Annotated in this window: 21 protein-coding genes and 1 pseudogene; 11 read left to right on the top strand and 11 right to left on the bottom strand. The window is 71.1% G+C overall.

Annotated features, from left to right (window positions below; all coding sequences use genetic code 11):
- Window positions 1-481: 481 nt before the first annotated feature.
- Window positions 482-1,714, top strand: coding sequence for a PucR family transcriptional regulator (locus tag ONA70_RS20820; RefSeq protein ID WP_265008139.1), 1,233 nt, complete (start codon window positions 482-484; stop codon window positions 1,712-1,714).
- 51 nt (window positions 1,715-1,765) lie between these two features.
- Here the strand turns inward: ONA70_RS20820 and ONA70_RS20815 are convergent, their stop codons facing one another.
- Window positions 1,766-3,682, bottom strand: coding sequence for a Xaa-Pro dipeptidyl-peptidase (locus ONA70_RS20815; protein WP_265008138.1), 1,917 nt, complete (start codon window positions 3,680-3,682; stop codon window positions 1,766-1,768).
- A 341-nt stretch (window positions 3,683-4,023) separates the two neighbouring features.
- Window positions 4,024-4,353 (bottom strand): hypothetical protein, encoded by a 330-nt coding sequence (locus ONA70_RS20810; protein ID WP_265008137.1) that lies wholly within the window; start codon window positions 4,351-4,353, stop codon window positions 4,024-4,026.
- 327 nt (window positions 4,354-4,680) lie between these two features.
- Between ONA70_RS20810 and ONA70_RS20805 the strand changes: the two genes are divergently transcribed.
- Window positions 4,681-5,247 carry an NUDIX hydrolase gene (locus ONA70_RS20805; protein WP_265008136.1) on the top strand — a complete coding sequence of 189 codons (567 nt, stop codon included), beginning with the start codon at window positions 4,681-4,683 and terminating at the stop codon, window positions 5,245-5,247.
- On the opposite strand, the pseudogene ONA70_RS20800 reads toward ONA70_RS20805, so the two are convergent.
- Window positions 5,248-6,027 (bottom strand): annotated as a pseudogene (locus ONA70_RS20800) (XRE family transcriptional regulator); the annotation flags it as partial.
- A 7-nt stretch (window positions 6,028-6,034) separates the two neighbouring features.
- The gene (locus tag ONA70_RS20795) at window positions 6,035-6,265 is read right to left on the bottom strand and encodes a hypothetical protein (protein WP_265008135.1); all 231 of its coding nucleotides are present in this window, start codon (window positions 6,263-6,265) and stop codon (window positions 6,035-6,037) included.
- Window positions 6,266-6,409: 144 nt separating this feature from the next.
- Here ONA70_RS20795 and ONA70_RS36990 point away from each other — a divergent pair, with 144 nt between their 5' ends.
- Window positions 6,410-7,513, top strand: a complete 1,104-nt coding sequence (locus tag ONA70_RS36990; RefSeq protein WP_406601223.1) for a GNAT family N-acetyltransferase — start codon at window positions 6,410-6,412, stop codon at window positions 7,511-7,513.
- Here ONA70_RS36990 and ONA70_RS20790 read toward each other — a convergent pair.
- Entirely contained in the window at window positions 7,454-7,693 is a 240-nt protein-coding gene (locus tag ONA70_RS20790; RefSeq protein WP_013476970.1) for a winged helix-turn-helix domain-containing protein, read from the bottom strand. The genes ONA70_RS36990 and ONA70_RS20790 overlap by 60 nt on opposite strands.
- A 418-nt stretch (window positions 7,694-8,111) precedes the next feature.
- Here ONA70_RS20790 and ONA70_RS20785 point away from each other — a divergent pair, with 418 nt between their 5' ends.
- Both ONA70_RS20785 and ONA70_RS20780 read left to right on the top strand, forming a co-directional pair.
- Window positions 8,112-8,330, top strand: a complete 219-nt coding sequence (locus ONA70_RS20785; RefSeq protein ID WP_265008134.1) for a flavin reductase — start codon at window positions 8,112-8,114, stop codon at window positions 8,328-8,330.
- Window positions 8,327-8,500 carry a hypothetical protein gene (locus tag ONA70_RS20780; protein WP_265008133.1) on the top strand — a complete coding sequence of 58 codons (174 nt, stop codon included), beginning with the start codon at window positions 8,327-8,329 and terminating at the stop codon, window positions 8,498-8,500. The genes ONA70_RS20785 and ONA70_RS20780 overlap by 4 nt, the downstream gene beginning before the upstream one ends.
- Before the next feature lie 486 nt (window positions 8,501-8,986).
- Here ONA70_RS20780 and ONA70_RS20775 read toward each other — a convergent pair whose 3' ends face one another.
- A complete protein-coding gene (locus tag ONA70_RS20775; RefSeq protein ID WP_265008132.1) occupies window positions 8,987-10,435 on the bottom strand; it encodes a sensor histidine kinase in 1,449 nt (482 codons plus the stop codon).
- A 1-nt stretch (window position 10,436) separates the two neighbouring features.
- Window positions 10,437-11,114, bottom strand: coding sequence for a response regulator transcription factor (locus tag ONA70_RS20770; protein ID WP_265008131.1), 678 nt, complete (start codon window positions 11,112-11,114; stop codon window positions 10,437-10,439).
- Window positions 11,115-11,213: 99 nt separating this feature from the next.
- On the opposite strand from ONA70_RS20770, the gene ONA70_RS20765 reads away from it, so the two are divergent.
- The 6 genes from ONA70_RS20765 to ONA70_RS20740 all read left to right on the top strand — a co-directional run bounded on the left by ONA70_RS20765 (window position 11,214) and on the right by ONA70_RS20740 (window position 15,585).
- Entirely contained in the window at window positions 11,214-11,837 is a 624-nt protein-coding gene (locus ONA70_RS20765; protein WP_265008130.1) for a phosphatase PAP2 family protein, read from the top strand.
- Window positions 11,834-12,442, top strand: a complete 609-nt coding sequence (locus ONA70_RS20760; RefSeq protein ID WP_265008129.1) for a DedA family protein — start codon at window positions 11,834-11,836, stop codon at window positions 12,440-12,442. The genes ONA70_RS20765 and ONA70_RS20760 overlap by 4 nt, the downstream gene beginning before the upstream one ends.
- Window positions 12,443-12,505: 63 nt before the next feature.
- On the top strand, window positions 12,506-13,462 hold the full coding sequence (locus ONA70_RS20755; RefSeq protein ID WP_265008128.1) for an ABC transporter ATP-binding protein: 957 nt from the start codon (window positions 12,506-12,508) through the stop codon (window positions 13,460-13,462).
- Window positions 13,459-14,313, top strand: coding sequence for an ABC transporter permease (locus ONA70_RS20750; protein WP_265008127.1), 855 nt, complete (start codon window positions 13,459-13,461; stop codon window positions 14,311-14,313). The genes ONA70_RS20755 and ONA70_RS20750 overlap by 4 nt, the downstream gene beginning before the upstream one ends.
- 2 nt (window positions 14,314-14,315) lie before the next feature.
- Window positions 14,316-14,768 carry a hypothetical protein gene (locus ONA70_RS20745; protein WP_265008126.1) on the top strand — a complete coding sequence of 151 codons (453 nt, stop codon included), beginning with the start codon at window positions 14,316-14,318 and terminating at the stop codon, window positions 14,766-14,768.
- Between the two features lie 67 nt (window positions 14,769-14,835).
- Entirely contained in the window at window positions 14,836-15,585 is a 750-nt protein-coding gene (locus tag ONA70_RS20740; protein WP_265008125.1) for a VIT1/CCC1 transporter family protein, read from the top strand.
- A 54-nt stretch (window positions 15,586-15,639) separates the two neighbouring features.
- Here the strand turns inward: ONA70_RS20740 and ONA70_RS20735 are convergent, their stop codons facing one another.
- The 4 genes from ONA70_RS20735 to ONA70_RS20720 all read right to left on the bottom strand — a co-directional run.
- Entirely contained in the window at window positions 15,640-19,704 is a 4,065-nt protein-coding gene (locus ONA70_RS20735; protein ID WP_265008124.1) for a ThuA domain-containing protein, read from the bottom strand.
- A 186-nt stretch (window positions 19,705-19,890) separates the two neighbouring features.
- A complete protein-coding gene (locus ONA70_RS20730) occupies window positions 19,891-21,078 on the bottom strand; it encodes a multicopper oxidase domain-containing protein (protein WP_265008123.1) in 1,188 nt (395 codons plus the stop codon).
- The gene (locus tag ONA70_RS20725; RefSeq protein WP_265008122.1) at window positions 21,075-22,040 is read right to left on the bottom strand and encodes a sugar phosphate isomerase/epimerase family protein; all 966 of its coding nucleotides are present in this window, start codon (window positions 22,038-22,040) and stop codon (window positions 21,075-21,077) included. The genes ONA70_RS20730 and ONA70_RS20725 overlap by 4 nt, the downstream gene beginning before the upstream one ends.
- 20 nt (window positions 22,041-22,060) lie before the next feature.
- Window positions 22,061-23,564: OmpL47-type beta-barrel domain-containing protein (locus ONA70_RS20720; RefSeq protein WP_265008121.1), on the bottom strand; the 1,504-nt coding region annotated here is incomplete at its 5' end.

Here is a 23,564-nt window from a genome sequence, read left to right as displayed (position 1 = left end):
GGGCCCGGTGCTCCCCGAGCGGGCCGCACGGTGTCACCCCCTGGCAGCCCTCGTCGGCGAGCCACCGTACGTGCTCCTGGAGCCGGTCGTGGTCGACCGAGAGGTCGGCCCGGAACGGCGTGGGGAGGACGACGACGACGCCCTGCCAGGGCCTGGTTGCGGCCACGAGTGTGTTCCCTTCTCGGCCCCTCCGGGTACCCGGGGGGCACCACGTTAGGAGGGTCGCCGGCCGCGGTCTTCCGACAGATGCCGGAACCGCCGCACCCGGACCGAATACGGCTGTCGCGATGCCGGCCGGGGAGTGTGACCGCCGCCGCCCGGCAGCACTGCCGATCGCATGCTCGCGAAGCTTACTGAGAGGTAACGGATTGCGCGTCCCAGGCAACATCTCCGAAGGTAGGGCAACGGCCCTACCAGCACACGTCCAGGCCGCACCCAGCGGGAACCCCCGCGGGGGTCGGCCCGGTCCCGGGAGCAGCGCATGCGCATGGAACTGCAACGCCTCGTCGACCGGGTCGCGGCGCGGGTCAAACGGCCGGCGCTCATCGAGGACCGGCGCCAGCGGGTCGTCGTCTACAGCGAACACACCGGCGTGATCGACGGGGTGCGGCGCAGCTCGATCCTGCGCCGGCACACCACCCCGGAGGTGATCGCCTGGGCCCGGGAGAACGGCATCATGGAGGCCCGGCAGCCGGTGCGTACCCCGGCCTGCCCCGAGTTGGACCTGCTTCCCCGGGTGTGCGTGCCGATCCGGCACCAGGACCTGCTGCTGGGCTTCGTCTGGTTCATCGACGAGGCCGCCGGGATGACCGACGAGGACATCTCGACCGTCACCGAGGCGATGCCGGACCTGTCGCTGGCCCTCTACCGGGAGAACCTGCTCGGCGAGCTGACCTCGCAGCGGGAGGCGGAGGCCACCCGTACCCTCCTCGTGGAGTCCCCGGAGGCCCGCTGCGAGGCCGTCCGGTCGCTGCTGACCGACGGCGTGGTGGCCTGCGACGGTGAGGTGACCGCCCTGGTCGCCCACCTCGTCGCGGCCCCCGAAGAGGTGCTCGACGACGTGGCCCGGATCGCCCTGGAGCACGCCCTCGTCGCCACCCGGCAGTGGGTCGGGTCGCGCGAGACGCTGCACCTGGTCCGGCACGACCACGGGGTGCTGCTGCTCTGCGGCGGCCGGAGCACCGGGCGGGTGGCGGCGGCGGACGCCGCCGCGCACCTCGGCGCGGCCCTGCGCGGGGCGACCCGGGGCCTGCCGTCGGTGGCCCGTACGGTCGTCGGCGTCGGCGAGCGCCGCCGCCGCCTGTACGACAGTGTCCTGTCGTACCAGGAGGCGTTCCAGGCGGCCCGGGTGGCCGTCCAGCTGCCCGCGCTGGGCGCGATCGTGCCCTGGTCCGAACTGGGCATCTACCGGCTGCTGTCCGGGGTGGACGCCCGGCACCTGGATGCCGCGCGGGTGCACCCGGGGTTGGGCGGGTTGCTCGCCGACGAGGCGCACCAGGTGCTGCTGGAGACCCTGGAGGCCTACCTCGACCTGGCCGGCAACGCCCACGCCACCGCGGAACGCCTGCGGCTGCACCGGACGACGCTGTACTACCGGCTGCAACGGGTGGAACTGCTCGCCGGCACCGACCTGAAGGACGGCAACGAGCGGCTCTGCCTGCACCTGGCCCTGAAGCTCGGCCGGCTCACCGGCCAGTACCAGCCCGGCCGGTGAGCCGGCGGACGGGGCAGGGCGCCGGTGCCGGGCGCCCCGCCCCGAGGTCCGCTACAGGCCGGCCGCCACGGCCGCCGTCCGCCCGCCGACGACCGGCAGGGTGATCCGGCTCCGGTCGAAGTGGACGGTGATGTGGGCGCGGGTCTGCTTGGCCCGGCTGCTGTACCCGGAGTAGGAGCCCAGCAGCACCACCCCGATCTGGTGGCCGGCGTCGAAGACGTAGTCCTCGGGCAGCAGGTTCAGGTCGACCTCGGTCTTCAGCCCGGGCACCAGCGGCACCGACGTGGACAGCGAGGCGAGGTTGAGACCGTCGATGACGCCCTTGGTGACCAGTTCCTGCGGGTTGGTCGCGACGTTCTTCGCCACCTTGCGGTAGCAGGCGTCCTCGGCGAAGCCGCCCCAGTCGGCGGTCTCGCCCCAGCAGTCCTCCTCGGTCAGCGTCCGGACGCCGTCCCCGGCGGTGCTGAACCGCTCGCGGGTGCCGTAGTCGACGAGCAGGCCGGCGAAGCTGGTGTCCGCACCGTCCACGGTGGCGTTGATCCGGACCACCGGGGTGCCCGAGATGTGCAGCGGCGCGGTCAGCGGCGCGGAGAGGAACACCAGCCGGTTCTCGGTGTTCGCGGTCGGATCCGACGGGTGACGGATGGCGTTGGTCTGGGTCATGGTCGGCGTGTCCTGGAAGGTCGCCGACGCGTTGCCCGGACCGGAGCGGACGGACAGCCCGCCCGCGTTGCCGGTGGCCGGGGCCCGCAGGAACACCTGGATCGGCTGGGTGTCCGGCAGCGGCCAGGTACGCGCCGTCTCCCAGACGTCCGGCGCCCGCTCGATGCCGACGGCCGGCTCCCCCATGATCCCGTTGTCGATGCCCTGCAGCCAGTAGTCGAACCAGCGGTGCAGGGTGTCGACCCACGCGGCCCGGCGGAAGTCGAACGGGTCGACGTGGCCGGTGCCGGTCAGCCAGAGCTTGCGCGGCACGCCCTGCTCGCCCAGCGCGGTCCACCACTTGCTGAAGTGGTCCGGGCGGACGTTGTCGTCGTTGATGCCGTGCACCACGAACACGCTCGCCCTGACCTGGTCGGCGTGCGGCACGTAGTCCCGCTCGGCCCAGAAGTCGTTGTAGTCCCCGGTGGTGTCGTCGCCGCCCTGCCCGAGGGCCGTCCGCACCGGGGCGCAGTACGCCCGGCGGGCCGGGTTGGTGACCGTGTTGGCGAGGCTGCCCGAGTAGTTGTTCGCCCGGGTGACCAGGCCGTTGCTGCGGGAGTAGTCGTACCAGCTGGAGATGGCGGAGATCGGCACGATCGTGGTCAGCCCCTCGACCCCGTTGGCCGCGGCGGCGTTGGCCAGCGTGCCGTCGTACGACTTGCCGATCATGCCGGTGCGGCCGTTGTGCCAGTCGGCGACGACCTCCCGGCCGGCGGCGTCGTACCCGGGGCGACGCCCGTTGAGCCAGTCGATCGCGGTCGGCGCGCTGATGTTGTCGGCCCGGCCGCCGGTGACCGGGCAGCCGGTCGAGTTGTTGGTGCCGATCATGTCGAGCAGGATCACCGCGTAGCCGCGCGGGACGAAGTAGTTGTCGTAGAAGAGGGGCCATTTGTCGTTCAGCCCGTCTCCGTCGACGTCGGCCTTGCATTCGCTCTCGTTGCCCCGGCAGACCGTCGAGTAGTACGGGCTGGCATCCATCACCACGGGCACCTTGAGCCCGTTCTCGCTGGCCTTGGGCCGCATGACGTCCATCGCCACGACATCGCGCGCGCCGTCGCCGTCGGTGTCCACGTCCGAGGTGACGAAAATCCGTTCCCGGACCGCGTCGGCGTATCCGAAGGCCGGTTGGGTGACCCCACCCTCGATCACCAGTCCGGGTCGCTCGTCGGCCCCGGGCCGGGCCAGCGCGCCGGTCGCCGGCAGGCCGGTGGCCACCACCGCCAGCGCCACCACCGAGGCCCGCCAGGCTGTTCTTCCTCTTCGCATTCGGCTGCTCCTCCTCCGCGCGCCGCCCGTCGACCAGCGGGTACGGCCCCTCGTCGGCAGGGAGAGGGGACGCCGCCGCGACGGTCGCACCGAACCTACGAATCGACGCGGGTCCGGGTCATCGGACACCTGTGGAAGATGGCCGGCCTCGTCTCCTACGGCTGTCGCAGCCTCGCCGTCCGTCGTTGACAGACAACGAGCCGGGACCAGGACAGCCGGCGACGGTGGCGCACGAACGAACGCCCGAGGTCGCGGACGCGGGTAGACGCCGCTGGACGGAGCGCCCAGAACTTACCGGTAGTTGGTGACCTGCAGGCCCGGCGGGTGCAGCATGGCGCACATCAACAGGAACTCACCCGCTCGATCGGCACCACCAGGGCGGCGGTGAATACCAACCCCAGCATGGAAACGGCCAGCCATGGCCAGGGGTGCCTGCGGCGGCTCGACACTGCCCACCAGGCGACGGCGATGGACAGGAGCGGCGTCAACACCATCAGTGCGCTGAGTAGGATCCGGGCGAGCACCGCCCGTTGGAATGAGTCGCTGGATTCGTCCGGACATGGTTCCGAGGGAGCGAAGGCCACCAAGCTGAAGAGGCAGCCGAGAAGCACCGACAAGCCCAGCGGCACGGTCAAGAAGGCCGCCGTCACCACAGCCGCGCGGGATCGCATAGGCCGGAGGTTATGCATCCAAGGTCACGGATGCAGCACGACTGGGTGACAGCGGGGCGGTGACCGATCGACCGCCGGCCCTGATATCTCGAAAGCGTCTTGTAGCCGCGTCGTCAGGCAGCGAGGCAGCAAGGGGGCAGCGGTAGCCTCGACGCAGATCGGTCCGGAACGCAAACCGACGAGGCTCCGCACCTGCTCGTTGACGCGGGCCGCTACGAGCCGACAGCTTGAGACCCCATCCCACCTGCGGAGTTCGTTCCGGGTCGAGCCGAGTCGTCGGGACGCCGTGCGGCAGCGGCTCGGTGTCGCTGGTCGGATACTGGCCGGGTGACGGAGGAGCAGGTTAGCAGGTCGAAGCGGTGGACGATTCATGGTGAGCGGGTGGTAGACGGCAGCCGGCGGTCGCGGTTGAGCATTGCCGACGTGGAGTTGCCGGATGGGGTCCGCTTCGAGCAATACGTGATCCGGGCGCCCCGGTCGGCCATGGTTGCCGTGCTTGACGGCCAGGAGCGCCTGTTGCTGATGCGGCGACATCGGTTCGTGTTCGACCGATGGGTGTGGGAGCTGCCGGGTGGCTACATCGATGAGGGAGAGGATCCGGCGAAGTGTGCGGTCCGAGAAGTCGAGGAGGAGACCGGGTGGCGTCCGGGCGCGGTCGAGCCGTTGCTGTCGTTTCAGCCGTGGGTGGCGACCGCGGACGCGGAGAACTTGCTGTTCCTTGCTCGGAACGCGGAGCACACCGGCGCTGCGGTGGACGTCAACGAGACCGAGCGGGTGGCCTGGGTTCCGCTGGACGAGGCGCGGCATCTCGTCTCCCAGGGTGAGATCGTGGGTGCCGGTACGGTGATTGCGGTGTTGGAGCTGGTGGCGCGCAGGGCTCGGGGTGAGCTGTAGTCATCGGCGCTGGCTGAGCGCGGCGTCAACGCGGGTGATGAAGTGCCGTACTGCTGGTTGACGGCGGTGGGGCGTGAGATGGGTCTGCAGGTCGCGCAGGTAACGGACGGCACGAGCCGACCGTAGTTGCGTGGTCAGGGTGAGGGCTTGCCCGCCGATGGCGCTGGCGCGTTCCAGCTCGCCATGGCGGGCGTGGACGGTGGCCAGGAGGGCGAGGTTGAAGGCTTTGCCGCGTACGTAGCGTTCGTCCATCTGTAGGGAGCGAGCGGCGAAGCGTTCGGCTCGGCGGTGTTGACCGAGCGCATTGAAACAGTGGCCGAACTTGGCTGACAGGTACGCCTCGTCGAAGTAGCCGAGCCACTGGGGGTCACTGCTGCGGTCGGCTCGATCGAGGGCTTGCTCTGCTTGGTGCAGCGCGGTGGCGCAGTCGCGTTCGTGGAGGGCGACAGCATGGGCGTGAGCTTCCATGACCAGTGCTTCGGCAGTCAGCACGGTGAGGCCGGCACGGTGTGCTGTCTGTCGGGCGGCGCGGGCGAGGTCGACGCCGGTGGCGGTATGCCCGAGGTAGGTGGCTTGGTGGATCATGGCGGCGAGGATCTCGGCCCCCAGGCCGGCGTCGTCGGCCGTTCGAGCGAGGTCGAGGGCATGGGTGAGATAGCGCTGGGCGAGGCCGTGTTCGGCCATGTCGTACGCCTGCCACCCGGCGAGCTGGGTCAGCTCGGCAACGGCGGCGAGCAATTTGCGGCCAGTCGGCGGCAGACGGGATGGCAGCAGAAGCGGGAGGCGGTCAGGCCCACCACTTCGGATACCACCTCAGAACCTCTTCCGCAGACTTTGGCGGCTTGGACTCCCTTTCCCGCCAAGCGGCAATGGCAGTCGGGCCATGAAACACCAGCAGCCCGGCGATGAGGAGTAGCGACGTGGCCTTATCGGGCCAGTCCAGCCACAACCCGACACCCGACGCAAGCCAGAGCAGGAACCCCACAAGCTGCGTCATCCGAAGACGCGGGCGCTTCATGCCTGCAAGTCTACGTTTGATCGACAAGGAGGCCGAGTCCCCGACGTCGGCAGCAGTGTACGGATGGCAGCAGAGGCAGGGGCGCACGTGGCGACGTTCGCGCCAAGATCAGGCCGTCGCTAGGCCGTCAGATGTCGACCAACAATGATCACGAACAACCATCGATGCACGGAGATAGAACCAGCTCAGAGCCTTGATCGTGACTCTGAGCTGGTGGGCGACGGACGAGTCGACCTGTACGCCGGATTCAGCTGGCCCGCTAAGTCGGTGGCCGGCGAGACGATGGGCGGGGAGGATGCGTCGATGGCTCGATCGGGTGTTTTGAACCATGTCCAGGACCTCTGGGTCAGCCTCACTGGTGTCGCCACCAGCTTCCCGTCAGACGGCGTGCGGGTGGTTGTCGTTGCCGAGTCTCGGCTGTGTCCGCCGGCGTGGGCCGGCATCGTGGTGTTGGGAAGCTCAGGCATCGCCACTGCGCCGGACGTTGCTACCGCCCGGTTCTTGCGCGGATCGCTCACCGGGAGGCCGCTCCGGTCGGCGGTCGAGGCTGAGCGGTGGAGCGGGGAGCGCGGCGTGGTGGACGCGCTCGGTCCGGCCTCGTTGGCATACCTCGACGAGCAGGAGTTCCGGCCAGCGAAGGGGGCCGCAGACGTAGCCCAGTTGCCGCCAGGACACCCAGACCTTATTCGGCTGGTCGCAGACGTCTCCGAGGATGACGCTGCGGAGAGCGGGATCGACGAAATCACGTCACCGGTGTTCGTCGTTCGGAACCGCGCACGAGTGGTCGCGGCGGCGGGTTACCGCCAATGGCCACGCTCGGTCGCTCACCTCTGCGTGCTCACTAGCTCCCACCTCCGAGGTCGCGGACTGGGCAGTGCGGTGGCTTCCGCTGCGGTGGCAGAGGCGCTTCAGAACCAACTATTGCCGCAATGGCGCGCACGCCCCGAGCCCTCACGACGGCTCGCCCGCCGCCTCGGCTTCCGTGAATTTGGGGACCAGGTGAGCCTGAGGATCACGGCCCACCAAGGCGACAGCAACGGTGACAGACAACCGGCCGGGACGTGGGCGGCCGTAGACGGCGGTCAGCGGACAGTTGCCCGAGGTCGCACACGCGGACGAACACCGCCGGACGAAGCGCCCAGAACTTACAATCGAGGGGTCCCGGCTGCGTCTGACTGTAGGGAGGGCCTACTCGGCGACGAAGACGCCTACGCCGGGCAAGGTCTCCGTCATTCCCTTGATCCGTAACACCTGCATGGCGCGGTCGATGACTGGCTCGGTGACGCCGTAGTGCTCGATCAACTCTCGCCGACTGGGCAGCTTGGATCCCGGCGGGAACTCGCCGGACGCGATGCGTTCGGCCAGGTCGTCGGCGATCTGCTCGTAGCGGTAACGCGGTGGCACGGTGTTCCCCTCGGTTGGCAACACGAGTAGACCACCTACGTCAGCCCTTGACTACCCAACGGTACCTATGGGAGGTTGCCGAGGAGGTCGTTTCCCCCGGTTGGCGCTGTGGGCCGTCCTCGCCGGCGTGGATGTCCGGCGCATCCCCCGCGATCGGGCATCCACGCCTCTGGACACCTGCGGCACCAGGAGGCGGCAGTGCTCCCTTCCCATTCCCCAATCCGGCGGATATCGGACCCGACGGCTGTGGCGAGCCGATGAGGCGGGTCTCCTACGACGAGTACGTCTTGGCGGCAGCGCTCACCCTCGCCCGTCGCCACCGACCCGTGTGGTCCTGGCGGCACTGGCGATACATCTGCCGCTGCGGCGCGACCCTGCCCTGCCGAAGCCGTCACCGCATCCCGATCAACCGCTGCCACTGGCCCAGCCAGGACGGCCCGCGATGACCACTCACCACCCGATCAAGCCGACCTGGACGTGCGGCGGCTGTGCGGGGGAATGGCCCTGCCAGACCCGGCGGCGTGAGCTGCGAGCCGAGTACGACCGCGCCCCAGTGTCGCTGGCGCTCTACCTGGCCGCCCAGTTCGTCGACGCCGCCCAGGACCTGGCCCACGTCCCCGCCGGCCACCTGCACGACCGGTTCCTCGGCTGGACCCGATGAGCATCCTTCGGCCCGGTGACGAGAAGTTTCACTACAGCGACGGCTCCCACAAGTGGATCCCGCCGAACCCGGACTACGACCAGGAGGTTTGGGATGAGCAGGTCCGCCAGCACAAGCAGGGCCACCTCAGGAACGAGCGCCCGAAGGTCCGCATCCAGCGCCTCGTCTGATGCCAGCAGTACAGCAGCGAAGTACAGCAACTGTGCCAGCCGAACCGAGTCGGGAAGCGCGTCAGCATACCCTTTGACCTCGTACCAAGCCCGATCCGACCCGCTCGCCGAGAGTTCAGCCCGAAGCGGTCATGGTCTGGGACCATGCCTCGGTAGGCTGGGGCAAGGCATGTGGAGGATCGGCTAGGTCTGTACGTCGGGCGGCCGAGGTACGAGCGCGCGTTCTCGATGCTGACGGGATTTGACCTCGGGCGCGGCCGGGGCGAGCTGGCGGCATTTAGCGGAGGCCTTCGGTGACGGTGCCACTGAGGACCAGCTTGTCAGCGACGACGACCACAAGCGCGCCATCTCCAGCCTCTGCCGGCTCCTCCGCGAGTTCCTCGGGCAACAAGCGCCGACGGCCGATCGATGACGGCCCTGATGCTGTCGACAGCAACGATGACAGACGCCCGGCCACCGATCTCGTCGCCGACCCCGGGCAGCTGGTCAGCCGGTGGCCGGGGCGGCGGGCAGCAGCACGGTGACCGTGGTGCCGACCGCCGGATGCCGGCACTCACCGGCGAAGACGGCGCTGATGCGGTGGTGCGCCCCGGCCGAGCAGATCCACAGCTCGCCGTGGTGGGCGCGGACGATGGCCTCGACGAGGGAGAGCCCCAGTCCGGTCCCGGGCGAGGTACGGGCGGTGTCGGCACGGCGGAACCGCTCGGCGGCGTGCGGCAGGAACTCCGGGTCCATGCCCGGGCCGTTGTCGTGCACCATGAGCCGGACCAGCCCGTCCGCGCGGTCGACGGTGACGGTCACCGGCGGTGCGCCGTACCGGAGGGCGTTGTCCAGCAGGTTCGTGACGACCCGGCCGAGACGGGCGGGGTCACCCCGCACCGTGAGACCGGGGGTGATCCGGGTGCGTAGCGTGTCCGCCCGGGACCCGGCCCGGTAGCGGTCGGTCAGGCCGGCCGCCAACTCGCCGACGTCGACCTCGGCGGCCGCGCCCGGGACGGGTGGCACGCCGAGGGCGAGGAGCGTGTCGGCGAGGGCGATCAGGTCGGCCGTGTCGGCGGCGGCCGCACGCAGGGTCTGCTCGAGTTCGGCGGTGCTGCGCGGGCGGCGCAGCGCCAGTTCGAGTTCGGTGGAGAGCAGGGTCAGCGGGGTACGCAGTTCGTGGCTGGCGTCGTTGATGAACTGCCGCTCCCGCTCCAGCGCCGACTCCAGCGCGGTGAGCATGTCGTTGAGGGTGCGGCCGAGCCGGGCCACCTCGTCGTCGGTGGCGGGGACGGCGAGGCGCACCCCCGTCTCGCCGGCGGCGATGCGGGCCGCCTCGGCACGGTAACGCTCCACGGGGGCGAGCGCGGCGCGGGCCAGGCGGTAGCCGACCAGGGACGCCACGGCCAGGGCGGCCAGGTTGGCCAGGGCGAGCTGGCCGATCAGTTCCCGGAGCGCCTCGTCGCGTTGGTCCCGGCGCACGGCCGCGACGGTGACCGCCGGTTGTCCCGCCGCCGGCCGCGCACCGGCGTGGACCGGGACGGCGTACAGGCGCAACGGACGGGCGCTGATCGGCAGCAGGCTGCCCCGGTCGGCCCGTACCGGCCGGTGCAGGGCCCGGTCGAGCTGGTCGGGGGTGAGCAGGGAGCCACGCGGCAGGCCCGGGCTCGCGGCGAGGACGTGGTTGGTCGCGTCGAGGAGCTGCCAGTACTCCCCGGGGCCGGGGCGAGCCGCGGCAGCCGGCGGCGTCCCGGTCCGGGCGGCGGTGGTCAACTGCGTCGACTGGGCCGCCAGATCCTCGTCGAGGCGCAGGTCGAGGGCGTAGCGCACGCGCAGGTAGACGAACGCGCCCGCGCCGGTGAGCACCACCAGCATCGCGGCGGCGAAACCGGCGATCAGCCGGACGCGCAGCGGCAGGCGGCCCCACCGGGGCCCCCGGCGTCGCGGTCCCGGCATGTCAGCCGCCGTCCGGGCGGAGCCGGTAGCCGACGCCGCGCAGCGTTTCGATGGCGTGCCGACCGAACGGCTTGTCGACCTTGGCCCGCAGGGTGGCGATGTGGACGTCGATGACGTTGGAGCGGATGTCCGTCTCGCCGTCCCACACCTCGTCTAGGATCTGGTAGCGGGTCAGGCACTGCCCGGCCCGGGACATCAGCAGGGCGAGGATGTCGAACTCCCGCGCGGAGAGGTCGATCTCCCGGTCGCCACGGAACACCCGCCGCCGGGCGGGGTCGAGCAGCAGGTCGCCGGCGCGGGCCTCGACGGCGGGCGGCCCGGCGGAGCGCCGGTGCAGGGCACGCAGCCGGGCGAGGAGTTCGTCGAAGGAGAACGGCTTGGTCAGGTAGTCGTCGGCGCCGGAGTCGAGACCGGCGACCCGGTCGGGGACCTCCCCGCGGGCGGTGAGCATCAGCACCGGCACCCGGTTGCCCTGCTGCCGCAGGGTCCGGCAGACGGCCGTGCCGTCGAGGCCGGGCAGCATGACGTCGAGCACCACCACGTCGTGCGGGCCGGTGGCCGCGGCGAGCAGCCCGTCGGAGCCGGTGTACCGGATATCGACGGTGTGTCCGGCTTCGCGCAGCCCCTGGGCGAGCAGGTGGGCCAGCCGCCGCTCGTCCTCCACCACCAGGACCCGCACCGCGCCTCCTTCACCCCGTCCGGCCCGACCACAAGTGCAGCACACCGCGCCCGGCCTTCATCTGGCCTTCATGTCCGGATGTCTACGGTCGGGGGCGACGTGGGAGGGGACAGCATGAACACCCGGCTCTTCTTGGAGATCAACGATCTGGCCCGGGCAACACCGTGGCTGCACGACCCGATGGCAGGCTACGCGAAGTACGGCGTGGTGCTGTTCGCCGTGCTGCTGCTGGCCGGCTGGTGGACCGCCCGCCTGCGCGGCGCCGGGCTGCCGGCGGCGATCTGGGCGCCGATCGGCATGCTACTCGCGGTGGCGGTGAACCAGCCGATCGTGTCCGCCGTGCACGAGGCCCGCCCGTACACCACGCTGCCGGACATCCTGGTGCTGGCCGACCGGAGCACCGACCCGTCGTTCCCGTCCGACCACGCCACCATGGCCGGCGCCGTCGTGGCCGGCCTGCTGCTGGTGAGCTGGCGCCTCGGTCTGCTGGCGGTGGCCGCCGCCGCGGTGATGGGCTTCGCCCGGGTCTACATCGCGGCGCACTACCCGTTCGACGTGCTGGCCGGCTTCGCCCTGGGCGCCGCGGTGACGTTGCTGGGCTACCTGGTCGCCCGGCACCCGATCGCCGCCGGCCTGGACCGGCTGGAGCGCACCCGGCTGCGGCCCCTGGTGCGGGCGAGCGGTGGGGCAGCCGCCCATGGGGCAGCCGCGGCAGGCCGGTGAGCGCCGTCAATTTCCTCACCAACCTGGTGGCGCACTACGGCTACCTGGGCCTCGCCCTGCTGGTCGGGGTGGAGAGCTTCGGCGTTCCCGCGCCCGGCGAGACGGCGATCATCCTCGCCGCCGGATACGCGGCGCACGGCCAACTGGCCATCGTCGGGGTCGCGGTGACGGCGTTCCTGGCCGCGGTGATCGGGGACAGCATCGGCTACCTGATCGGCCGCACCGGCGGCCGGCGAATCATCCTGCGGTACGGCCGCTACCTGCGCCTGACGCCGGAGCGGTTCGCCCGGTTGGAGGCGGTGATGAGCCGGCACGGGCCGAAACTCGTCGTAGTCGCCCGGTTCGTCGAGGGCCTGCGGCAGTTCAACGGGATCATCGCCGGTGCCACCGGCATGCCGTGGCGACGCTTCGTCGCGTACAACGCCCTCGGTGCCGCCGCCTGGGTCGGCGTGTGGGCGACCGCCGGCTATGTGGCCGGGGACCACATCCGCGCCATCGTGGCGGATCTGCACCGCTTCCAGTGGTACCTGCTCGCCGCCGCAGTTGTTCTCGCGCTCGCCTACGCCGGATGGCGGCTCACCCGCCGCCTGGCCCGCCCCGGATAACCCCCGCCGACCCGCCGCACGGTTTCATGCTGGCTTCATGTGCGATCTTTAGCGTCGGCGGTCATGAGCGATGTGCTGGCGGTCAACGCCGTCAACCTCACCAAAGCCTACGGATCACTGACCGCCGTCAATAACATCACGGTGCAGGTGGCCCGAGGCGAGGTGTACGGCGTCCTGGGCCCCAACGGGGCCGGCAAGACCACCTTCCTGCGGATGCTGTTCGGGCTGATCCGCCCCGACAGCGGCACCCTGGAGGTGTTCGGGCGCTCCTGGCCGCGCCACGGCGTCAACTCCCTGTCCGGGGTGGCCGGGTTCATCGAAAGCCCGAAGTTCTATCCGGCCCTGTCCGGTCGACGGAACCTGCGGCTGCTCGCCGGCCTGGACGGGGGCGACGCCGCCGACCGCGTCGACGACGTGCTGGACATGGTCGGGCTGACCGCCCGGCAGCACGACAAGGTTCGCGGCTACTCGTTCGGCATGCGGCAACGCCTCGGCGTCGCCTCCGCGCTGCTGCGCAACCCGCGACTGCTCGTTCTGGACGAACCGGCCAACGGCCTCGATCCCGCCGGAATCCGCGACATGCGGGCACTGGTCCGGCGGCTCGCCGACACCGGCCTCACGGTCCTGCTCTCCAGCCACGACATGGGCGAGGTCGAGCAGATCTGCGACAACGTGACCATCATGAAGGCCGGCACGGTGGTGCACCACGGCTCGATCGCCGCCCTGAGAGAGTTGGCGCCCGAGCAGGCGCACCGGATCAGCACCACGGACGACGACCGGGCCGCCGAACTGGCCCGCGCCCGCGGGCTCGAGGTCACCACGGCCGACGACGGGCTGGACGTCCGCGGGCCCCAGAAGGACGTCGACGCGCTGATCGCCGACATCGTCGACACCGGTATCGCGCTGCGTGGCCTCACCCGCGACGAGACGCCGCTGGAGGCGCTGTTCTTCATGCTCACCGAATCCGCCCCGGCCGGACCGCCCGCCGGCCTCGACGCCGCCACCGGAGGCCGCCGATGACCGCCGCCGTACCCGCCGTCGCCCCGGCCGCACGCCGCCGGCCCGGCACCGCCACCGTGCTGCGCTGGGAGGCGACCAAGCTCGCCGCCCAGGTGCGCAGCCGCGCCCTGCTCATCGGCGCGGTCGTCGTCCCGATCGCGGTCGTGCTGATCTTCAACACCCAACTGCCGCCGAAGGACACCATCTACGGCCGGCACATCCACACCAGCGGCTACGCCGTCCCGCTGTTCGTGCTGGCGTTCGCCCACCAGTGGGTGCTGCCCCTGCTCGCCGCCCTGGTGGCCGGGGACATCTTCGCCAACGAGGACCAGCACGGCACCTGGAAGACCATCCTCACCCGCTCGGTCAGCCGCACCCAGATCTTCTGGGCCAAGACGCTCACCGCCGTCGGCTTCAACCTCCTCGTCCTGGTCCTGCTCGCGGCCAGCACCATCACCACCAGCCTGCTCGTCGTCGGCAGCCAACCCCTGCCCGGGCTCAGCGGCCAACTCATCCCCGCCGGCCACGCCCTGCCCCTGGTCATCGCGAGCTGGGCCACCGCCGTCGCGCCGGTCCTCGGCTTCACCGCCCTGGCGATCCTGCTGTCCGTCGTCACCCGCAACCCCACCATCGGCGTCGCCTCGCCCGTCGTCCTCGGGATGATCATGCAGCTGGTCGGCAGCCTGGGCGGGCTGAACAAGGCCCGCCGGCTGCTGCTCACCACCCCGTTCGAGACCTGGCACGGCCTGCTCACCGCGCATCCGTTCCACGCACCGGTCACCACCGGCGTGATCGTGAGCGCCGGCTGGCTCGTCGTCTGCCTGGCCATCGCCTATCTGTACCTGCGTCGCCGCGACATCACCGGAGGCTGATCATGACCCGTACGCGCACCCTCGCACTGGCCATCGGCCTCGCCGTCGCCGCTTCCGGGGCGCTGACCGGATGCGGCCAGCCCGACGTCACCAAGGACCGCCTCGAACGGGCCATCGGCCCCACCTTCGCCGGCCTCTACGTCCACCGGGCCGACCTGCTCGGCGAACACGGCATCACCGTGCGGAGCGTCGGCGCTGTCACCGCCTGCGACCGTGGCGGCCCCAAGGTCCCCGACGTCGGCCCCGGCCCGGACTGGATCTGCATGATCCACTTCACGGACGACCACGGGCAACCGCAGGACGGCAAATTCGAGGTACAGGTCCGGGCCGACGCCACGTACATCGCCGGCGGACCCTCGAAACTCATCGGGCAGGCCACCCTGACCGACAGCCACGGCCAGGATGTGCCCAACCCGGTGTTCGAGTGGGACGGCGCCTTCGACCCCGACCACTGACGCGGGCGGCAGACAGCCAAGGCTTGCCTCGCTGGCGGGCCCGGTCGCCGCTGGGCAGGATGGGCCGGTGAGCACAGAGGTACGGAACACGGACGGCGTCGCCGGGCCGACGGCGCACGGCGGCGAGCCGCACCACGCGGGCGGTCTCGCCGGCCGGTTGAACTGGCTGCGTGCCGGGGTGCTGGGCGCCAACGACGGGATCGTGTCGGTGGCCGGGATCGTGGTCGGTGTGGCCGGGGCCACCCCGGCCCGGGGGCCGATCTTCACCGCCGGCCTGGCCGGCCTGGTGGCCGGCGCGGTGTCGATGGCGCTCGGCGAGTACGTCTCGGTGAGCAGCCAGCGCGACAGCGAACGGGCCCTGCTGGACAAGGAGCGGGCCGAGCTGCGGGACATGCCGCAGGTCGAGCTGGCCGAGCTGGCCGCGATCTACGAGGCGAAGGGGCTGCGGCCGGAGACCGCCCGGCAGGTGGCGATCGAGTTGACCGAGCACGACGCCCTGGCCGCACACGCCGAGGCGGAGCTGAAGGTGGACCCGGAGAACCTGGCCAGCCCCGGCCACGCCGCGCTGGCCTCGGCGGTGGCGTTCGTGGCCGGCGCGCTGCTGCCGCTGCTGGCGATCCTGCTGCCGCCGCCGGCGCTGCGGCTGCCGGTGACCGTCGCCGGGGTGCTGGTCGCGCTGGGCCTCGCCGGGGCGGTGAGCGCCCGGATCGGCGGCAGCAGTCCCCGGCGGGCGGTCGCCCGGGTGGTGCTCGGCGGTGCGGTCGGCCTGGCCCTGACCTGGGGCATCGGTCACCTGTTCGGCACCGCGGTGAGCTGACGCGCGACGGTGCCGGGCACGGAACCCTCCCGTGCCCGGCACCTTGCGCTACGACTACAGGTCGCGGACCCGTACGTCGCGGAACTCCATCAGGTCGTTCGTGCCGTGGTTCTGCAACCCGACGAACCCGCTGAGGAACTGGCGCAGGTCGGTCGGCGGGTCACCGGCACGGGACGACGCCTTGCCCGGCGTGTTGTCGAACTCGTTGATCACCACACCGTTGCGGATGATCGTGTAGTGCTGTCCGACCACCCGGACCTCGTAGTCGTTCCACTGGCCCTTCGGGGTCACCCCCGCCTGGTCCAGCGTGTTCGGGTCGAAGTTGTAGATCGACCCGGTCTTCTGCGGTTCGCCGGTGGGACCGTCGTAGATCTGGATCTCCTGGCCGCAGTAGATCGCCACCCAGGCCTGCGACGAGCGGGCCGAGCCGACCGTGCCGCAGCTGCCTTCCGGCCGCTGGTCCAGCGGGGTACGCGGATCCGGGAACCGGGTGAAGACCCCGCTGTTGGCGTACGTGCTGCCGGCGGAGACGTCCCGGAACTTCAGCCGCAGCGAGAAGTCGGCGAACTCGTCCTTGGCGTACCAGAGCATGCCGAGCCCACCCGAGCTGCGGATGGTCCCGTCGCGCTGCAGGTTGAACGATCCGCCGGGCGCCTGCCGCCAGTCGGCGAGCGACGCCGCGGTGCCGTCGAACAGCGGCCGGTATCCGGCGACCTTGCCGATCTGCGATCCGGCGGCGGCGGTCTGCAGCTTCTGCGCCTCCCGGTTGTCCACCAGGTTGCCGGCCCGCAGGCCGTTGACCACGTCGGCGACGTGGCTGACGAACTGGCCGTGGTTCGACCAGTTCTGCTCGTCGTCGATCAGGTCGTTGATCGTGCAGCCGCCGCCGACCTCGTGGTTGGTCACGCCGGTGTCGGTGTCCAGCAGCTGCACCGTCTTGCGGTTGTCCGGCGCGGGGCAGCCCGTGGTGACACTGATCTTCGCGGTGGACACCGTGCCGTCGGCGTACGTCACCTTGAGGGTGGCCTCGTAGGTGCCGTAGTCCGCGTAGGTGTGGGTCGGGTTGGCCTCGTGCGACGGCGCGCTGCCGTCACCGAAGTTCCACTCCCACGCCACGCCGCCGGCCCGCGCCGACGAGAACGCGATCGTCTTGGGCTGGCTCGGCGAGACCGCCCGCCAGGCGGCGTCGCTGGCCCGCGGCGTCGCCTCGCCGCCGGTGTACGCGATCCGGATCAGCTTCTGGTTGCCGTGCAGGCTGAAGAAGCCACCCGCGTAGTCGAGCATGTAGAGCGCCCCGTCCGGGCCGAACTTGGCGTCCATCCAGGACTGCAGCTGGGTGCCGCCGCTGCCGGAACGGATGATCTGGCGCAGGTCCTCGGCGAACGCCGGCGGGCCGGCGGTGGCCACCTTGTCCGGGTCGACGGTGACGGCGATCCGGTTGTTGGCGTTGGACTCGTCACCGATGAACCACTTGTCGTCCCAGTACGCCGGCCAGGCCACGCCGCTGGTGGTGTCGACCTTGTCCCGGTGGTAGGTGGGGCCGTCCATGATGGCCTGCCCGCCGCCCTTGAGGTACGGCTGGGTGAAGGTCTCCTCGCCCAGCACGTACGAGGGCAGCCCGCTGCCGTCGGTCCGCTTCGGGAAGACCGGGCCACCGCCCTGCGGCGAGTACCAGATCATGTTGTCCCGGATCGGCGGGATGTTGACCAGGCCGGTGTTGCGCGGCGAGGTGTTCTTCGGGTTGTCGCAGTCGTACCAGCCGGTCAGCACGTTCGCGTCGGTGTTGTCGCGGTCGCGGTACGGCTGCCGGTTACCCATGCAGTACGGCCAGCCCTGGTTCCCGGCCGAGGTGATGATCGTGGCGGTCTCGTACTTCGCCGGGCCCAGGTCCGGGCTGGGCGCGCCCGCGTCGGGGCCGACCCAGGCGGCGGTCAGCCAGTGGTTGACCGGGTCCCAGGCGATCCGGGCGATGTTCCGCACGCCCATCACGTAGATCTCCGGGCGGGTCTTGCCGCCGCCCTCCTCCTTGCCGGTGAACAGGTTCCCGGCCGGGATGGTGTACGTGCCGTCGGCCTCCGGGTGGATCCGCAGGATCTTGCCGTTGAGGTCGTTGGTGTTACCGGCCGTACGGCGGGCGTCCTGGAACGAGGTGCCCTTGTAGTCCTGGGTCCAGTTGTTGCCCGAGTAGCCGCTGGAGCCGCCGGAGGAGTTGCTGTCGCCGGAGCCGATGTAGAGGTTGCCGCTCTCGTCGAACGTCATCCCGCCACCGGCGTGGCAACAGCTGTGGATCTGGGTGTCCCAGTGCAGCAGATCCTTGCGGGTGCTCTGGTCGATCGTCTGCTTCGCCGCGTCGTAGGTGAAGCGGGAGACGGTCCGCTGGCCGATCCGCCGGTCCCGGTCGATCGACTCGTGCGGCATCCAGTAGACGTACACCCAGCCGTTCTGCGCGAACTTCGGGTCGAGGGTGATGCCGACCAGGCCCTCCTCGTTCTTCACCAGCTCGCTGCCGCTGCCCCGGTTGCCCATCACGGCGAGCGTGGTGAGCAGCTTGACCTGCTTGGTCTTCGGGTCCCACTGGTGGATGGTGCCGCAGCCGAGGCCGACCTTCGGGTCGTCCCAGCTCACGATCGGCCCGGTCGGGCAGGCGGCCTTGCCGATGTAGAAGACCGTGCCGTCGGGGGCGATGGTCAGGCCGTGCGGCTCACCGATCTGGTCGAGCTGCCCGGACTGGTTGGTGGTGGTGAGCCGCTCGATGCGGTAGTTCGCGGCGATGGTGGCCTGGCAGTCACCGCGCACCAGGCCGGCGGTCCACTTGATCGCGCCGGCCAGGTGGTTCTGGAACCGCTCGTCGCTGGTCCAGCTCGCCTCGGTCCGCCCCATGCCGGTGTAGAAGGAGCGCCCGCCGTCGTAGTCCTGGCACCACGAGATCGGGTGGAAGGCCCCGTTGCCGCTCAGGCCGGCGTTGTAGGTGCGCTCCTCGACCTGGGCGATCGTGTGCACCTTGCCGATCGGGCTCGGGTCCCAGTTGATCCACTGGTCGGACCGGGTCCAGGTCAGCGGCAGGCCCTTGTTCGCCGGGTGCTGCCGGTCGGTGACGTCGACGGTGGCCTGCTGCACGGTGGACTCCGGCGCCGGGCCGGCGTCCGGGCCGATCAGCCACAGCTCGGCCAGCTGGATCAGCGGCTCCCCGCTGTTCGCGGTGACGTTGAGCCGGTAGTGCTGGTAGGCCGTGGTGTTGGTGAAGCTGTACTGCTTGGTCTGGAACCGCTGCGGGAAGGTCTCGTTGCTCCGGGTGTCCAGGTCGGTCCAGGTGGTGCCGTCCTGGGAGCCCTGCAGGGTCCAGTTCTTCGGGTCCCGGCCCGGGAAGTCGTTGGCCGAGGTGAGCGCGTACCGGCTGACCGCGACCGGCTTGGCCAGCTTCGCCGCCAGCCACCCGGTCGGCGAGAAGGTCAGCCACTTGGTGCCGGTCGACCCGTCGATGGCCCGCGCGGCGGTCTCGTTCGGCGGGTTCTCGCCGCTGGCAGTGGCCGAGACCGCCTTCTCCGCGTTGGGCAGGCCGGCGGCCGGCCGGGTGCCGATCAGGCCGGTGAACCAGGACGACTCCGGCTGGGCGCGCGCCGCGTCGTGCACGCCGACGAAGCCGCCGCCGCCCTTGACGTACGCCTGGAAGGCCGCCTCCTGCGCGTCGTCGAGGGTGACGCCGTTGGCGGAGAGGAACACCACCGCCCGGTAGCGGGCCAGGTTGCCGAAGGTGAACACCCCCGGATCGGCGGAGTCGTCGACGCTGAAGCCCTGCCGCTCGCCCAGCGCGCGGATCGACGCGGTGGCCTTGGCGACCGGGTCGTCCTGCTTGTCCACCGGGCCGTGGAAGACCAGCACCTTGACCGCCGCGGCGGCCTCGGCGGCGGCCGCCGGCGTCGGGGAGAACGTCTGGCCCGGCAGGGCCAGCAGGCCTAGCGCCAGGGCAGCGCTGGAGCCCAGGGCCGCGACCCGGCGGCGGGTGCCGGGGCGACGCGGCGCGGTCGACGGGGACGGTGTGGGTGTGGGTGTGATCGGTCCCGTGGGGTCGGCGGCGCGGCCGACCCAGCGGGAGAACCGGAAATGGCGTCTGTGGGCCATTTCGACTCCTTCTGGGTTGAAGGTTTCCGGGTTCGTCGATTCGGCCGGCGAGTGTGAGGCGCTCACCGGACGAGGGCGTACGCGTCCACCGGCGCCCCCCGTGGGCGGGTGGCCGGTGCGTGGTGCGGGTGGTGGTGGTCCGGTGGCTGCCGGTCCTCGCCGTTGAGGCCGGCAGCCCCGGATTCGTCAGTTGTGCTGGTGGGTGTCGCCGTCGGGGGCGGGAGCCGCGGCGGCCGCGGGGGCGGCGGCGCCGTGCTGGTGGTCCATGCCGGGCGGCATGTTCCCGTTCTCGTCCAGGACGTGCAGCATCGTCGACATCCCGGCGTCGGAGTGGAACTGCATGTGGCAGTGCAGCATCCAGTGCCCCGGGCCGACCGAGTCGCCGGCGACCACGCTGAGCCCGAACGAATCGCCCGGGCCGAGCGTCTTGTTGTCGATGACCGGGATGGTGTCGGCGAACGGCTGCCCGTTGGGCACCGTCCCGGTCCGGGTGGCCGCCCAGGAATGCCCGTGCAGGTGGAAGGTGTGCATGTCGTTGCCGATGCCGACCACCACGAACTCCACCCGTTCCCCCTTGCGGGCGACCAGGCAGCTCGGGCCCGGCTGCGGGTTCACCTCGGTGCAGGTGTCGGTGGCGGTGCCGCGGCGCAGGTTGATGCTCTGCCGGTCACCGAAGACCACCGTGTAGGTCCGGTCCGGCTTCGGGTCGCCGGGCCGGCGTACCACCAGGCCGCCGAAGAGGCCGGAGGAGAGCCCCTGGGTGCCGTGCGGGCCACCCACCACGTGGTCGTGGTACCACCAGTAGCCGGCGGTGCCCTGCGCCCCGGTCTTGTTGTTCCGCGGCTGCGCGTACCAGGTGTAGGTACGGGAGCCGCCCGACGGCACGTACGAGCCGCTCTGCACGGTGCCGTCGGAGTCCTGGGTGTACTTGACCCCGTGCACGTGCAGGGAGACCCCCAGCGGGTGGTCCGGGTTGGTGCGCAGCGCCGCCAGCGTGGCCTCGGGCACCATGTTGTGCAGGGTGATGGCCAGGCACTCCCCCTCCATCATCTCCATCAGCGGACCCGGGTAGGAGGCGGTCTCCGGGGTGAGGCCGTAGCCGAGCCGGATCTGCGTGCCGTCCTTGGGCAGTTCCACCGCGTACAGCTGGATGCTGCGGTCCGGCTTGACGCAGCCGTCCGGACGCTCGGCGAACATCCCGGTCCGCGCGGCGGCGAACCCGCCGGCGCCGACCAGGGTGAGCAGCACGACCGCCGCGACCACCAGGATCCGCCGGGCACCGGTACGCGGCCGCTCCGGCCGGGCCTGCGCCGGCTCGGCGGACCCGGCCGCCGGCTCGGGAGCCGGGTCCTCCACCAGCCGCCAGGCGCTCATCGGGCACCCCGCAGGTCGATCATGCGCTGGTAGCTGCGCTCGGCCGCGCCGAGCGAGCCGGGCGGGCTGGGCTGAGCGCCCGGCGCGGAGTCCTGCTCCCAGAGGAACTCGAAGCGGCCCCGGCCCTTGAGCTCGCCGAAGAACTCGGCGAACGGGATCACGCCCGCGCCGAACTCCACGTCGGCGTAGGAGTTGCCCTGCTGCGGGTTCGCGAACGGCACGCCGTCCTTGACGTGGAACAGCGGGTAGCGGTGCGGGTGGGCGTTGACGTAGTCGACCGGCCGGAAGCCCGGGTACTTCCGCGCCCCGCCGTACGCCCACAGGATGTCCATCTCCAGGAACACGTACCGGGGGTCGGTCAGCTCCAGGAAGAGGTCGTACAGCCTGACGTCCGGGCGGTCCGTGGCGAAGGCGAACTCGACGGTGTGGTTGTGCTGGTAGAGCTTCAGGCCCCGGGCGGTCGCGGCCTCGCCCCAGGCGTTGAACTCGGCGGCGGCCGCCTGGTAGCCGGCGATGGTCCGGTTGCCGGTGGGCGCCTCCGCGGTGCCAATGGCCGGCATGCCGAGGATCTCGGCGACGTCCAGCTCCCACTCCAGGTTGGTGCGGAAGTCCCGCAGCCCCCGGTGGCTGCCGGCCGCCTTCAGCCCGTTGTCGTCGAGCAGTTGGCGGATCTGCTCCGGGGTGATGGCGCCGACCGAACCCTGGGTGTAGCCGGCGAACTCCACCTCCCGGTAGCCGATCCGGGACAGCTCCTCGAAGACGGCGGCGAAGCCGATCTGGGTGATCTTGTCCCGGACGCTGTAGAGCTGGATGCCCACGTGTCCCTGCGGGATGAGCTTGCCCTGGCCCCCCTGGTCGGCCCCGGCCGGCAGCGCGCCGGCCAGGCTGGCCGCGCTGACCGCGACCGTGGAGCCGGCGAGACCGCGCAGCAAAGTCCGGCGGTCGATCCTGTGTCTTGCCATGATGTGTCCCTTTCGCTCGCTCAGCAGCAGGTGTCCCCGGCGCCGCCCGCACAGCAGGCGGTCAGCGGGGCGATCCGTACGTTCCGGAAGCTGATGACGTCACCGGTGCCGTGGTTCTGCAGGCCGACGTATCCGCTGGCGCTCTGCCGGCCCGCGCCGCCCGGGTCGTCCGCGCGGGGCGGGCTGAAGACGGCGTCGGGGGTGTTGACGTACTCGTTGATCAGCTTTCCGTTGCGGAAGACGGAGTAGTGCTGGCCGACCACCCGGATCTCGTAGTCGTTCCAGGTGCCCTTGGGGGTGACGCCGGCGCCGGCCAGGTCGACCCGGTCGAAGCCGTACACCGAGCCGCTCTTGTACTGGTCGCCGTCCGGCCGGTCGAGGATCTGCAGCTCATGGCCGTACTTGATGGCCACCCACTCGGGGCGGGACTCGGCCGGGTGGTTCCGCACGTCCGGGAAGCGGACGAAGACGCCGCTGTTGGCCCGGCCGTCACCCGGAGCGTCGTCGCGCCACTGCAGCTTCAGCGAGAAGTCGCCGTACGCGGAGACCGGGTACCAGAGCATGCCGAGCCCGGGCACCGCCTTGCTGGTGACCGACCCGTCGGCGTTGCGGTTGAAGCCGCCCGCGCCGACGTGCTGCCAGCGGCCGAAGGACGCGGCCGTGGAGTCGAGGATCGGCTGGTAGCCGTCCTTGCCCACCGGCTTGCCCACGCCGGACCGGCCGGCGGCGCTGACCAGCTTGCCGTGCTCCTGATGGGTGATGAGGCCGAGGTGGTGCAGGTGCTCACCGACGTCGCCCACGTACGAGACGAAGTCGCCGTGGTTGGGCCAGTCCCGATCCTCGTCGATGACGTCGTTGATGGTGCAGTCGCCCTGGACCACCCGGTTCGGCACGCCGCTGTCGATGGTGCCGACCCAGACGGTCGGCCGGGTGTCCTTCACGCACTCGGGCTGCGGTCCGCTGGCCACCACCGTGAAGGTGACCGAGGCGGTGCCGGAGGTGTTGCCGGCCTTGTCGGTGGCCCGGTAGCTCAGCATGTGCTGGCCCGCCCGGTCGACGGTGACCGGCGCGGTGTAGCGGGCGTAGGACTGCCCGTCGAGGGAGTACTCGATCCGGTCCACGCCCGAGCCGCTGTCGGCGGCGGTCAGGGTCACCGTGGCGCTGCCCACGTACGCCCCGTTGTCGTCGAGCTGCCCGGTGATGGCGGCGCTGGCGGTCGGCGGGGTGGTGTCCGGGGCGGGCGGGTCGACGACCGTGAACGACGCGGCCTGCGGCGACGAGGTGTTGCCGGCCTTGTCGGTGGCCCGGTAACTGACCGTGTGCTGGCCGACCTGGTTGACCGTGACCGGCGCGGTGTACGTGGCGTAGGGCTGCCCGTCGAGGGAGTACTCGATCCGGTCCACGCCCGAACCGCTGTCCGACGCCGAGAGGGTCACCGTCGCGCCGCCCACGTACGCGCCGTTGGCGTCCTTCTGGCCGGTCACCGACGCGGTCACGGTCGGCGGGGTGGTGTCCTTCGGCGCG

The sequence above is a fragment of the Micromonospora yasonensis genome, assembly GCF_026013475.1.
GTDB classification, from domain to species: Bacteria; Actinomycetota; Actinomycetes; order Mycobacteriales; family Micromonosporaceae; genus Micromonospora; species Micromonospora yasonensis.
Note: the sequence above shows the minus strand (reverse complement) of the source record. Positions and strands in the feature narration are given on the sequence as shown.